This is a genomic window from Methylobacterium oxalidis, from assembly GCF_007992195.1.
GTDB classification, from domain to species: domain Bacteria; phylum Pseudomonadota; class Alphaproteobacteria; order Rhizobiales; family Beijerinckiaceae; genus Methylobacterium; species Methylobacterium oxalidis.
The window spans coordinates 1-11,567 of record NZ_BJZU01000123.1 but is presented as its reverse complement, the minus strand read 5'-3'; the positions used below and the strand labels follow the sequence as shown (position 1 = coordinate 11,567).

Below are 11,567 nucleotides of genomic sequence, written 5' to 3'. Positions count from 1 at the left end.
CGGGAGAGGTGAAGGGGCGGTGCCTCCCAGGCCGGGGGACCGCTACGCGCTCTCGCGCACCTCGCAGCCGTACTCGGCGGCGGCGTCCATGAGCCAGGACCAGAAGCTGCCCGCGAAGCTGCGCGCCACCGCCACGTCGTAGCTCGGGCCCGCATCCACCTGCCAGAGCTGCGCCCCGATATGGGCGATGCTCGTCACTGCCGTCCGCCCCGGCCCGAAGGCGCGCGGGTGCAGGTCCACCGTCACGCCCTTGGCGAGCGCCGCCCGCGCCCGCGGGCCGGCCACCCGCACGATCGCCCGCGCGTCGCTCTGGTCCGTCACCGCCGCCACGCCCCGCAGCGCGTCCGGAAGCCCGCCGAGGGCCCCGCCCGACTCGGCCACCGCGAGCCACTGGCCCGGCCCTGACCAGACGAGGCCGCGCTCGCCCGAGAGCGCGGTCGCGCCCGGCTCCGGCAGGCTCCAGCCGTAGCGCTCGGCCAGGATCGCGCCGAGCGCCGCCTCCTGCCCGTCGCCCGCGATGATCGTGGCGAGGCCCAGGCCCTCGCGCAGGGTCAGCCGCACGCCGGCCTCGCCCTGCATCCGGCCCTGCCGCCCGGGCCTGGCGTGGCCGGCCCAGGCGCCCCGGGGCGCCCATGTGGTGATCGGCTCAGACACGCAGCTTCTCCTCCTTCGGGTCCACGAAGACGGGCGAGCAGATCTCGACCTCGACGTCGCCGCCGCGCACCGGGTCGTAGGCGCGCACCCGCTCGCCGTGCCGCTCCGTCCCGCGCCGGATCAGGCCGATGCCGATCCAGTGGCCGAGGGAGGGCGAGAAGGCCACCGAGGTCATGTAGCCCTCGTCGGCCGCGAGGCTCGGGCTCGCGCCGACCGCCAGGAAGTGGGCCCCCGCGCGCAGGCGCGCGCTCCGGTCCACGGGCCGGAAACCGGCGAGGATCGGCCGCTCCGGGTCGGTCATGGCCGGCCGCTCCTTCATCAGGCGCCCGACATAGTCCTTCTTCTTGGCGAGCATGCCGCCGAGGCCGAGGTCGCGCGCGGTGGTCTGGCCGTTGATCTCGGCGCCGGCCGCGTGGCCCTTCTCGATGCGCATCACCGAGAGCGCCTCCGAGCCGTAGGGGGTGATGCCGTGGGCCGCGCCCGCCGCCATCAGGGCCCGCCAGGCCGCGTCGCCGTAGGCCGCCGGCACCGCCAGCTCGTAGGCGAGCTCGCCCGAGAACGAGATCCGGAACAGGCGCGCCGGGATGCCGCCGCCCACCGTGACCTCGGCGCAGGCCAGGAACGGGAAGGCCGCGTTGCCGATGTCGAGGCCCGGATCGATCACGCCCCGCAGGGTGTCGCGGGCCCGCGGGCCGGCCACCGCGTACTGCGCCCACTGCTCGCTCACCGAGACGATCTGCACGTCGTGCTCGGGCCACAGCCACTGGCGGCAGAACTCGAGGTGCTGCATCACCTTGGCGGCGTTGGCCGTGGAGGCGGTCATCACGTAGTGCGTGTCGGCGAGCCGGGCGATCGTGCCGTCGTCCATCACGAGCCCGTCCTCGCGCAGGAGCACCGCGTAGCGGGCCTTGCCCACCGGCAGCGTCCCGAACGGGTTGGCGCAGACCCGCTCGATGAAGGCGAGCGCGTCCCGCCCCTGGATGTCGATCTTGCCGAGGGTCGTCACGTCGCAGATGCCGACATTCGCCCGCACCGTGTTCACCTCGCGGTTGACGGTCTCGAGCCAGTCGCGCTCGCCGGCCCGCGGGAAGTAGGCGGGGCGCAGCCACAGCCCGGTCTCGACGAAGACCGCGCCCTGCTCCTCGCACCAGGCGTGGGAGGGCACGTGGCGGGTGGCCCGGAATTCCTTGCCGCGGTGATGCCCCGCGAAGGCGCCGATCGCCACCGGCGTGAAGGGCGGCCGGAACACGGTGGTGCCGACGCTCGGGATCGCCCGGCCGGTGAGCTCGGCCATGATGCTGAGGCCGGCGAGGTTCGAGGTCTTGCCCTGGTCGGTGGCCATGCCGAGCGTGGTGTAGCGCTTCAGGTGCTCCACCGCCCGGAAGCCCTCGCGGTGGGCGAGCTCGACGTCCGAGGCCGCCACGTCGTTCTGGAAGTCGACGAAGGCCTTGCCCCGCGGCTTCGGCACCCGCCAGAGCGGGCTGTGGGCGTGGCTCTCGGGGTCGGTGGCGGGGGCGGGCTCGGGCGCGGCCGTGAAGCCGCACTCCGAGGCGGCCCCGGCGCCGGCCTTCGCGCCCGTCTCCAGGCAGTCGGCGAGCCCGAAGCGTCCGGCGGCCGCGCCGGCCGCCTCCATGCCGCAGGGCAGCGCGCCCGGCACGAAGGCGTGGATCTCCTCCGACCAGACCGGCCGGCGGGAGAGGTGCGAGTCGAGGTGGACGACCGGGTTCCAGCCGTTGGCCATGGCGAGGCAGTCGCAGGCGACGGTCTCGCGGCTGCCGTAGGCGTCGACGACGTCGACGGCCTTGAGCGCCAGATGGCCCCGGGTGCCGGCGACGTAGCCGCCCGCGATCACCCGGGCCCCGGCGGCCTCGGCCTCCCGGCGGAGCGCCGGCGGCACGGAGGGTCGCGTGTCGATCACCGCCGCGACCTCCCCGCCCGCCGCGACGACGTCGGCCAGCGTGCGCCAGCCGTCGTCGCCCGAGGTGAAGATCGCCACGCGCCGGCCCGGCAGCACGCCGTAGCGGTTGAGATAGGTCCGCACGGCGCCGGCCAGCATCACGCCCGGCCGGTCGTTGCCGCCGAAGACGTGCGGCCTCTCGATGGCGCCGGCCGCCAGCACGGCGCGGCGCGCCGTGATGCGCCACAGGCGCTGGCGCGGCGCGTGGGCCGCCGGCACGGCGAGGTGGTCGCTCACCCGCTCGACCGCGCCGTAGGCGCCGTGGTCGTAGACGCCGAACAGGGTGGTGCGGGTCAGGACGGTGACCTCGGGCAGGCCGCGCAGCTCGGCCTCCGCGGTCGCCGCCCAGTCGGCGCCGGAGCGCCCGCCGACCTCGCGCCGCTCGGCGATCAGGCGGCCGCCGAGGGAGAAGTCCTCGTCCACGAGGATGACGCGGGCGCCCGAGCGGCCGGCCGCCAGCGCCGCCGCGAGCCCGGCCGGGCCGCCGCCGATCACCAGCACGTCGCAATGGGCGTGGACCTTGTCGTAATGGTCCGGGTCGGGCTCCGCCGCCGCCCGGCCGAGGCCGGCCGCGCGCCGGATCATCGGCTCGTAGAGCTTCTCCCAGAAGGAGGCCGGCCACATGAAGGTCTTGTAGTAGAAGCCCGCCGCGAAGACGGGGCTCAGGAGCGCGTTGACGGAGAGGGCGTCGAGCGCGAGCGAGGGCCAGCGGTTCTGACTCTGCGCGTCGAGCCCCTGGTAGAGCTCGGCCACGGTCGCCCGCGTGTTCGGCTCGCGCCGCGCGCCCGAGCGCAGCTCGACGAGCGCGTTCGGCTCCTCGGAGCCCGCCGAGAGGATGCCGCGGGGGCGGTGGTACTTGAAGGAGCGGCCGACGAGGCGCACGCCGTTGGCGAGCAGCGCCGAGGCCAGCGTGTCGCCCTGGAGCCCCGTGTAGGCGCGCCCGTCGAACGTGAAGTCGAGGGGCCGGCGCCGGTCGACGAGGCCGCCCGCGGCGGTGCGGAAGGGGGCGGCCCGGTCGGCCGCCGCGGGCGCGGCGTCGGTCTCGGCGCGGCGGAGCGTGATCGTCGTCATGCGGCCTCTCCCTTGCGGCGGGCGAGCGCCACGTCGCGGGCGGGCGCGACGTCGCTGATGGCGTGGGTGCGGGTGTCGCGGGTCACGACCAGCCAGCCCCGGCAGCCGGCGCCGTGGTACCAGAGCTCCCGGATCGCGCCGGCCGGGTTGTCGCGCAGGTAGACGTAGTCGTGCATGGCCGCCGCCTCGGCCTCCATCCCGTCCGGGCGGACCGGCGCGGCGTCGCCGAGGTAGCTGAACTCGCCGTTGTCGCGCTCGCCGCAATGGGGGCATCGGATGCGCATGGGGCTCGCTCCTCAGTGCAGGTTCGGCTGCGCGCCCATGCCCTTCTCGTCGATGAGATGGCCGGTCGCGAAACGGTCGAGGCGGTAGGCGGCGCTGACGGGGTGGGGCTCGTCGCGGGCGATGGTGTGGGCGAAGCAGAAGCCCGCCGCGGGGGTGGCCTTGAAGCCGCCGTAGCACCAGCCGGCGTTGAGGTAGAGGCCGCCGATGTCGGTGCGGTCGATGATCGGGCTTCCGTCCATCGACATGTCCATGATGCCGCCCCAGTGGCGCAGCAGGCGCAGGCGGCCGAGGCCGGGCCACAGGGCCATGCCGCCCTCCATCACGTCCTCGATGGTGGCGAGGTTGCCGCGCTGCGCGTAGGAATTGTAGCCGTCGATGTCGCCGCCGAAGACGAGGCCGCCCTTGTCGGACTGGCTGACGTAGAAGTGGCCGGCGCCGAAGGTCATCACGCAGTCGATGAGCGGCTTCACGCCCTCGCTGACGAAGGCCTGCAGCACGTGGCTCTCGATCGGCAGGCGCATGTCGACCATGCCGGCGAGGAGCGAGGAGGAGCCGGCCACCGAGATGCCGACCTTACCCGCCCGGATGAAGCCGCGGCTCGTCTCGACGCCGGTGACGCGCCCGTTCTCGCGCCGGATGCCGGTCACCGCGCAGTTCTGCACGATGTCGACGCCGCGCTCGTCCGCCGCGCGGGCGTAGCCCCAGGCCACCGCGTCGTGGCGCACGGTGCCGCCGCGCCGCTGCAGCAGGCCGCCCTTCACGGGGAAGCGCGCGTTGTCGAAGTCGATGAAGGGCACCATCGCCCGCACGCCCTCGCGGTCGAGGAGCTCGCCGTCGACGCCGGCCATGCGCATGGCGTTGCCGCGGCGCGCGTAGGCGTCGCGCTGGGCGTCCGAGTGGAACAGGTTCAGCACGCCGCGCTGGCTGACCATGGCGTTGTAGTTGATGTCGGCCTCCAGCCCCTCCCAGAGCTTCATCGCGTGCTCGTAGAAGGGGATGTTGCCGGCCAGCCCGTAGTTCGAGCGCACGATGGTGGTGTTGCGGCCGACGTTGCCCGAGCCGACGTGGCTCTTCTCCAGCACGGCGACGTTGGTGATGCCGTGCTCCTTGGCGAGGTAGTAGGCGGTGGCGAGCCCGTGGCCGCCGCCGCCGACGATGACGACGTCGTACTCGGTGCGGGGCGCCACGTCCCGCCAGTGCGGCTTCCAGTCCCGCTGGCCGCGCAGCGCCTGCCCGAGGACGCTGAACACCGAGTAGCGCATGGAAACCTCCGTCGCCGGCCGTGAGGCGCCCTTGATACGCCCCGCCGGAGCGGGCACCCTGGCATTCTGCGACACCTTTCCGGCAGATCGCGCAGAAATGAGCCAGCGTCCAGAACCCGCCCGCGCCCGGCCCGGCCGAAAGCCGCCGCGGGTGGAGCCCGCGGGGCCGGTGCGGGTCGGCTTCGTCCTCGTGCCGGACTTCCCCCTGATGGCCTACACGGCCGCCGTCGAGCCGCTCAGGGCGGCCAACACCCTGTCGGGCTGCCCGCTCTACGAATGGTGGCACGCGGCGCCGGGGGGCGGCGCGGTGCGGGCCTCGAACGGGGTGGCGATCCTCACCGACGTGGAGGTCGGCTCGGCGCGGGAGGCGGAGCGGGTCTTCGTCTGCGCGGGCGGCAACCCGGCGGGCTTCGAGGACCCGGCGCTGTTCGCGTGGCTGCGGGAACTCGCGCGGCGCGGCGCCACCATCGGCGGCATCTCGGGCGGGCCCTACCTGCTCGCCCGCGCCGGCCTCCTCGACGGGCGCCGCTGCACCCTGCACTGGGAGCACGTGCCGGCCTTCGAGGAGCGCTACCCCGGCATCGACGTGGTGCGCTCGCTCTACGAGATCGAGGGCGACCGGGTGACCTGCTCGGGGGGCATCGCGGCGCTCGACCTGATGCTGCACCTGATCGAGGCCGACCACGGCCCCGGCCTCGCCGCGGGGGTGAGCGACTGGTTCCTGCACAACCAGATCCGGGAGGGCCTGAGCCCGCAGCGGATGGACCTGCGCCAGCGCTTCGGCGTGCGCGACCCGCGCCTGCTGCGGGTGCTCGCCGCCATGGAGGCGAACCTCGAGGCGCCGCTCTCCCGCGAGGCGCTGGCGGAGCTCGCCCGCGTCTCGGTGCGCCAGCTCGAGCGCCTGTTCGGCGACCGCCTCGGCCGGGGCCTGCACCGGCACTATCTCGACCTGCGCCTCGACCGGGCGCACCAGCTCCGCCGGGAGAGCGCGCTGGCGGCCTCCGAGATCGCCGCCGCGACGGGCTTCACCAGCGCCGACGAGCTGTCCCGGGCCGAGCGCCGGCGGCGGCGGCAGGCGGACGCGCCGGGGTGATCATCCGGCCCTCCCCCACGGACGGATCGACAGGGCGGCCGCGCCCCGCATCCGCCGCGCCGAGGCGGAAACGACGAGAGCCGCCCGGAGGCGGCTCTTCGTAGGTCGTTCATTCGGTTGGGAAAACTGGAGCGGGCGAAGGGATTCGAACCCTCGACCCCAACCTTGGCAAGGTTGTGCTCTACCCCTGAGCTACACCCGCTCACTGGCCGTGCCCCTCAGGGGCCGTGGCCCCCGGCGGCGCCGGACGGCGTCTCTAAACACCATTCCGGCGGCGGTTGCAAGCGCCGAGTTTCGCCGGCTCCGCGGAAAGCCGGGCCGCCTCACCAGAGGGCGGCGGGCGGCAGGCCGGCGCGGATCTCGTCGAGGCGCGCCCGCGTCGCCCGCGTCGTGTCCGCCGGAAGCGCGTCGAGGGGGAAGAAGCCGCAGGCCGCGATCTCGCGGTCGGGCGCCTTCTCCCGCTCCACCGTGAAGGCGGGGGCGACGTAGAGGGCGACGTGGTCGCGGCCCGCCGCGGCGGCGTTCCGGTAGAGCCCGTGCAGGCGCAGCGGCGCGCCCGGGTCGGGCCGGATCTCGGCCTCCTCCCGGAACTCGCGCAGCATCGCCTCGTGCGCCGTCTCGCCCGGCTCGACGCCGCCGCCCGGAAGGTGCCAGCCGGCCACGTAGGTGTGGCGCACGAGGCAGACCCGGCCGGCCGGGTCGATCGCCGCGCCGCGCACCCCGAGGGTCATGCCGCGGGTCGCCAGCGCGCCGAGATGGAACAGGCGCCGCAGGAGCGGCCGGTCGAGCAGCATGCGGCCTCAGACCACCCGCAGGGCGATCTCGCCCAGGCCCTCGACGCTCGCCCGCATGGTCTGCCCGCGCTCCACCGCGCCGACGCCGGCCGGCGTGCCCGTGAAGACGAGGTCGCCCGGCTGCAGCTCGAAGTAGGTCGAGAGCAGCGAGACCTGCTCGGCGACCGACCAGATCATCTCCGACAGGTTGCCCGATTGCCGCGGCGCGCCGTCCACCGAGAGGGTGATCAGGCCCTGGTCCGGGTGGCCCACGATCTCGGCACGGTGCAGCGGGCCGATCGGCGCGGAGGCGTCCGCCGCCTTGCCGAGGTCCCAGGGCCGGGCCAGGCGCTTGGCCTCGTCCTGGAGGTCGCGCCGGGTCATGTCGAGGCCGACCGCGTAGCCGTAGACGTGGTCGAGGGCGCGCTCCGCCGGGATGTCGCGGCCGCCCCGCCCGATCGCCGCCACCATCTCGACCTCGAAATGGTACTTCTCCGTGCGCGGCGGGTAGGGGTGGTCCGTCGGCTCGGGGCCTGCTGCCACCTGCACCGCGTCGGCGGGCTTCATGAAGAAGAACGGCGGCTCGCGCTCGGGGTCCGCCCCCATCTCGCGGGCATGCGCCTCGTAGTTGCGGCCCACGCAGTAGAGGCGCCGCACCGGGAACTGATCCTCGCTGCCGACGATCGGCAGGGTGATGCGCGGCGGGTTCGGGATGACGGACAGCATGGACTTCGCCTCGTTGCCTCTCGCAGGCCCGGTCCTGCAAAGACCCGGCCGTGCCGCTATCTAACTAAGGCATCCTGCGCCGATCTGTCCCGCCGCGCGGCGAGAACGCGCCGCGCAGGGTGAATCCGGCGCGCCCGCGCCGACCCGACCCCGCCGACGCCATGCCCGAGCCCGCCGTGTCCGAGCCAACCCTGTCCGAGCCCGACTTGTCCGCCCCGGTCATGCCCGAGCCCGCCAGCCCCGTGCCCGACCTGCCCTCGCCCACCCTGCCCTCGCCCGCCCGGCCCGGCACCGAAGCGGGCGCGGCCCTCCTCGCGCGGCTGCGCGAGCGGCTCTCGCCGCGGCACGTGCTCACGGAGGACGGGGACGTCGCGCCCCACCTCGCGGAGGCGCGCGGCCTCTACCGGGGCCGGGCGCTCGCGGTGCTGCGGCCCGCCGACACCGCGGAGGTCGCCTTCGCGGTCGGCGCCTGCGCCGAGGCCGGCGTGCCGGTGGTGGCGCAGGGGGGCAATACCGGCCTCGTGGGCGGCGGCGTGCCCCACGGCGGCGTGGTGCTCTCGCTCGCCCGCCTCTCGCGGATCCGGGCGGTCGACCCGGTCGGCGCGACGCTGACCGTCGAGGCGGGCGCCGTGCTCGCGGACGTGCAGGCGGCGGCCGAGGCGGCGGGCCTGCTGTTCCCGCTCTCGCTCGCGGCGGAGGGCTCCTGCCGCATCGGCGGCAACCTCGCCACCAACGCGGGCGGCACCGCGGTGCTCGCCTACGGCAACGCCCGCGACCTCGTCCTCGGCCTCGAGGTGGTGCTGGCGGACGGGCGGGTCTGGAACGGGCTCAAGGCCCTGCGCAAGAACAACGCGGGCTACGACCTCAAGCATCTGTTCGTGGGCTCCGAGGGCACCCTCGGCATCATCACGGCGGCGGTGCTCAAGCTCTTCCCCCGCCCCGCCTCGCGGGCGGTGGGCTTCGTCGGGCTCGCCTCGCCGCGCGCCGCCCTCGACCTGTTCGAGCGCCTGCGCCGGGCGGCGGGCCAGGGCCTCACCGCCTTCGAGGTGATGCCCCGCTTCGGGCTCGAGATCGTGCTCGCCCACGTCCCGGGCACGCAGCGGCCGCTCGCGGGCCGGCACGACACCTACGCCCTCGTCGAGTTCGCGAGCCCGCGGCCCGGGGCCGACATGGCGGCGGAGCTGGAATCCGCGCTCGGCGAGGCCCTGGAGGCGGGGCTCGCCGAGGACGCGACGATCGGGGCGAGCGAGGCGCAGAACGCCGCCCTCTGGCGCCTGCGCGAGACCCTGCCGGAGGCGCAGAGCCGGGAGGGCGGCTCGATCAAGCACGACGTCTCGGTGCCGCTGGCGCGGCTGCCCGAATTCCTGGAGCGGGCGGCGGCGGCCTGCCGCGCCGAGATGCCGGGCCTGCGACCCTGCCCGTTCGGCCATTTCGGCGACGGCAACATCCACTTCAACCTCAGTCAGCCTCCCGGCATGGACAAGGCGGCCTTCCTGGCGTCCTGGGCCCGCTTCAACCGGATCGTTCACGATGTCGTGCACGAGCTCGACGGCTCCATCGCCGCCGAGCACGGCGTCGGCCTCATCAAGCGCGACGAACTGCAGCATTACGGCGACCCGGTCGGCCTCGACCTGATGCGCCGGCTCAAGGCCGCCCTCGACCCGCACGACATCCTCAACCCCGGCAAGGTCGTGGCGCTCTCCGCCGACCCGCCCTCCGCCCTGCCCTGAGGCTCCGCCGTGCCATCCCGCACCCGGCCCCCGGATGGCACCGAAAGGGGGAGTTGTGCGTTGCAACAAATACGGTCAGGATCATCTTCTGCACCGCGCCATGGCCGGGCCCGTCGCCCGGCCGCGGGGCGCGGGCGGATCGGAGCGGCGGGCCTTGCGTTATCGGACCCTTAACGGCTTCGGCGGGATTGTTCGGGAATGCTCCGGGCCCGCGCGCCCGCGCGGCGTCCCTCGGGCCGGACCGCGCCGCGCCCCTCGCCGCTCCGCCCGATCGATCGAGACGAGGAGTTGAGACGATGCCCACCTCTCAGGCCCGGGTTCCCACCGCGGAGGCGAGCCGGTACCTGCAGCAGCTCTGCCGCCACTGGAGCCACAAGTTCCCGGTGGAGAGCACCCCGGTCCACGGCCGCGTCCCCTTCGGCGAGGGCCGCGTCTGCACCTTCGAGGCGGAGCCCGACGCCCTCGTGATGCGGGTCGCCACCGCCGATCCCGGCGGGCTGACGCGCTTGGAGAACGTGGTCTCGGACCATCTGCTGCGCTTCGCCTTCCGCGAGCATCTCGGCGAGATCACCTGGTCCCGCGCCGCTTGATTCCGGCGCCCGCGCACCGATCTTGCCGCTGATCGACGCGGCACAGGAGCGGGGAAGCGGATGACGATGCAGGCGCAGATCAGCCCGGCCGGGCTGCCCTTCGCGGAGCGGTTGGAGCGGCTGGCCGAGGTCGCGGTCCGGGTCGGCCTCAACCTGCAGCCGGGCCAGGAGCTCGTGATGACGGCGCCCCTCGACGCGGTGCCCCTCGCCCGGGCCATCACCGTCGAGGCCTACCGGGCCGGCGCCTCCCTGGTCACCACCCTTCTGGCGGACGACGCGGCGACGCTCGCCCGCTTCGCCCACGCGCCGGACAGCGCCTTCGACACGGCGGCGGGCTGGCTCTACGGCGGCATGGCGGAGGCGTTCCGCGGGGGCGCCGCCCGCCTCGCCATCAGCGGCGACGACCCCTCGCTCCTCGCCGGGCAGGATCCCGAGAGGGTGGCGCGGGCCAACCGCTCCCGCTCGAAGGCCTACGTGCCGGCGCTGGAGCTCATCGCCAACTTCGCCACCAACTGGACGATCGTCTCGGCGGCGACGCCCGCCTGGGCGCGGGCCGTCTTCCCTGACCTGCCCGAGGAGGCGGCGGTGGCCCGGCTCTGGGACGCGATCTTCGCGGCCTCCCGGGTCGACGGGCCGGACCCGATCGCCGCCTGGACGGCCCACAACGCGGACCTCGCCACCCGCACCCGCTGGCTCAACGGGCAGCGCTTCGCCGCCCTGCGCTTCCGCGGCCCCGGCACCGACCTGACGGTGGGGCTCGCCGACGACCACGAGTGGTGCGGCGGCGCCTCGACCTCGCGCAGCGGCATCCTCTGCAACGCCAACATCCCGACCGAGGAGGTCTTCACCACGCCGCACCGGGCGCGGGTGGAGGGTTGCGTGGCGAGCACCAAGCCCCTCTCCTACCAGGGCACCCTGATCGACGACATCCGCGTGCGCTTCGAGGGTGGCCGCATCGTCGAGTCGAGCGCGCGCACGGGCGCCGAGGTGCTCGCCCGGGTTCTCGACACCGACGAGGGCGCCAGCCGTCTCGGCGAGGTGGCGCTGGTGCCCGCGGGCTCCGCGATCTCGGCCTCGGGGCTCCTGTTCTTCAACACCCTCTACGACGAGAACGCGGCGAGCCACATCGCGCTCGGCCAGGCCTACAGCAAGTGCTTCCGCGGCGGCGGCGCCGCGTTCAGCGAGGCGGACCTCGCCGAGCGCGGCGCCAACCGCAGCCTGATCCACATCGACTGGATGATCGGCTCCGCCGAGATCGACGTCGACGGCCTCGCCCCGGACGGCAGCGCCGTGCCGGTGATGCGCCAGGGCGAGTGGGTGTAGGATCGCCTCCGACGGCGCGCCGCCCTCACCGCTCCCGTCCGGGAGAGGTCGAGTCGGCGCGAGCCGACCGGGTGAGGTGTTGAGGCCTATCCGAAGAGGTCGG

At 74.6% G+C, this 11,567-nt stretch carries 10 protein-coding genes and 1 tRNA gene; 4 read left to right on the top strand and 7 right to left on the bottom strand.

The window, feature by feature from the left end; all coding sequences use genetic code 11:
- Positions 1 to 42 precede the first annotated feature (42 nt).
- The 4 genes from MOX02_RS23860 to MOX02_RS23845 are packed head-to-tail and all read right to left on the bottom strand — an operon-like array spanning position 43 to position 5,229.
- On the bottom strand, positions 43 to 654 hold the full coding sequence (locus MOX02_RS23860; RefSeq protein WP_147028320.1) for a sarcosine oxidase subunit gamma: 612 nt from the start codon (positions 652 to 654) through the stop codon (positions 43 to 45).
- A complete protein-coding gene (locus tag MOX02_RS23855; RefSeq protein WP_147028319.1) occupies positions 647 to 3,682 on the bottom strand; it encodes a sarcosine oxidase subunit alpha family protein in 3,036 nt (1,011 codons plus the stop codon). The genes MOX02_RS23860 and MOX02_RS23855 overlap by 8 nt, the downstream gene beginning before the upstream one ends.
- Positions 3,679 to 3,966 (bottom strand): sarcosine oxidase subunit delta, encoded by a 288-nt coding sequence (locus MOX02_RS23850; RefSeq protein ID WP_147028318.1) that lies wholly within the window; start codon positions 3,964 to 3,966, stop codon positions 3,679 to 3,681. Before MOX02_RS23850 ends, MOX02_RS23855 begins: the two co-directional genes overlap by 4 nt.
- Before the next feature lie 12 nt (positions 3,967 to 3,978).
- Positions 3,979 to 5,229: a sarcosine oxidase subunit beta family protein gene (locus MOX02_RS23845; RefSeq protein WP_147028317.1), complete on the bottom strand. Its 1,251-nt coding sequence runs from the start codon at positions 5,227 to 5,229 to the stop codon at positions 3,979 to 3,981.
- Positions 5,230 to 5,326: 97 nt separating this feature from the next.
- On the opposite strand from MOX02_RS23845, the gene MOX02_RS23840 reads away from it, so the two are divergent.
- Positions 5,327 to 6,322, top strand: coding sequence for a GlxA family transcriptional regulator (locus tag MOX02_RS23840; RefSeq protein WP_147028316.1), 996 nt, complete (start codon positions 5,327 to 5,329; stop codon positions 6,320 to 6,322).
- A 127-nt stretch (positions 6,323 to 6,449) separates the two neighbouring features.
- Here the strand turns inward: MOX02_RS23840 and MOX02_RS23835 are convergent.
- The 3 genes from MOX02_RS23835 to MOX02_RS23825 form a co-directional block, all read right to left on the bottom strand.
- A tRNA-Gly gene (locus MOX02_RS23835) sits at positions 6,450 to 6,524 on the bottom strand.
- A 121-nt stretch (positions 6,525 to 6,645) separates the two neighbouring features.
- Entirely contained in the window at positions 6,646 to 7,116 is a 471-nt protein-coding gene (locus MOX02_RS23830) for an NUDIX domain-containing protein (protein WP_147028315.1), read from the bottom strand.
- Between the two features lie 6 nt (positions 7,117 to 7,122).
- On the bottom strand, positions 7,123 to 7,821 hold the full coding sequence (locus MOX02_RS23825; protein ID WP_147028314.1) for a fumarylacetoacetate hydrolase family protein: 699 nt from the start codon (positions 7,819 to 7,821) through the stop codon (positions 7,123 to 7,125).
- A 221-nt stretch (positions 7,822 to 8,042) separates the two neighbouring features.
- On the opposite strand from MOX02_RS23825, the gene MOX02_RS23820 reads away from it, so the two are divergent.
- The 3 genes from MOX02_RS23820 (at position 8,043) to MOX02_RS23810 (ending at position 11,464) form a co-directional block, all read left to right on the top strand.
- The gene (locus tag MOX02_RS23820; RefSeq protein ID WP_147028322.1) at positions 8,043 to 9,551 is read left to right on the top strand and encodes an FAD-binding oxidoreductase; all 1,509 of its coding nucleotides are present in this window, start codon (positions 8,043 to 8,045) and stop codon (positions 9,549 to 9,551) included.
- A gap of 296 nt (positions 9,552 to 9,847) precedes the next feature.
- Positions 9,848 to 10,141: a DUF2218 domain-containing protein gene (locus MOX02_RS23815; protein ID WP_147028313.1), complete on the top strand. Its 294-nt coding sequence runs from the start codon at positions 9,848 to 9,850 to the stop codon at positions 10,139 to 10,141.
- A gap of 66 nt (positions 10,142 to 10,207) precedes the next feature.
- Positions 10,208 to 11,464 carry an aminopeptidase gene (locus MOX02_RS23810; protein ID WP_147028321.1) on the top strand — a complete coding sequence of 419 codons (1,257 nt, stop codon included), beginning with the start codon at positions 10,208 to 10,210 and terminating at the stop codon, positions 11,462 to 11,464.
- Positions 11,465 to 11,567 lie beyond the last annotated feature (103 nt).

Coding starts and splice junctions, on each gene's coding strand:
- MOX02_RS23855 (WP_147028319.1), bottom strand. CDS start 3,682: ATGACGACGATCACGCTCCGCCGCGCCGAGACCGACGCCGCGCCCGCG.
- MOX02_RS23850 (WP_147028318.1), bottom strand. CDS start 3,966: ATGCGCATCCGATGCCCCCATTGCGGCGAGCGCGACAACGGCGAGTTC.
- MOX02_RS23845 (WP_147028317.1), bottom strand. CDS start 5,229: ATGCGCTACTCGGTGTTCAGCGTCCTCGGGCAGGCGCTGCGCGGCCAG.
- MOX02_RS23840 (WP_147028316.1), top strand. CDS start 5,327: ATGAGCCAGCGTCCAGAACCCGCCCGCGCCCGGCCCGGCCGAAAGCCG.
- MOX02_RS23830 (WP_147028315.1), bottom strand. CDS start 7,116: ATGCTGCTCGACCGGCCGCTCCTGCGGCGCCTGTTCCATCTCGGCGCG.
- MOX02_RS23825 (WP_147028314.1), bottom strand. CDS start 7,821: ATGCTGTCCGTCATCCCGAACCCGCCGCGCATCACCCTGCCGATCGTC.
- MOX02_RS23820 (WP_147028322.1), top strand. CDS start 8,043: ATGCCCGAGCCCGCCAGCCCCGTGCCCGACCTGCCCTCGCCCACCCTG.
- MOX02_RS23815 (WP_147028313.1), top strand. CDS start 9,848: ATGCCCACCTCTCAGGCCCGGGTTCCCACCGCGGAGGCGAGCCGGTAC.
- MOX02_RS23810 (WP_147028321.1), top strand. CDS start 10,208: ATGCAGGCGCAGATCAGCCCGGCCGGGCTGCCCTTCGCGGAGCGGTTG.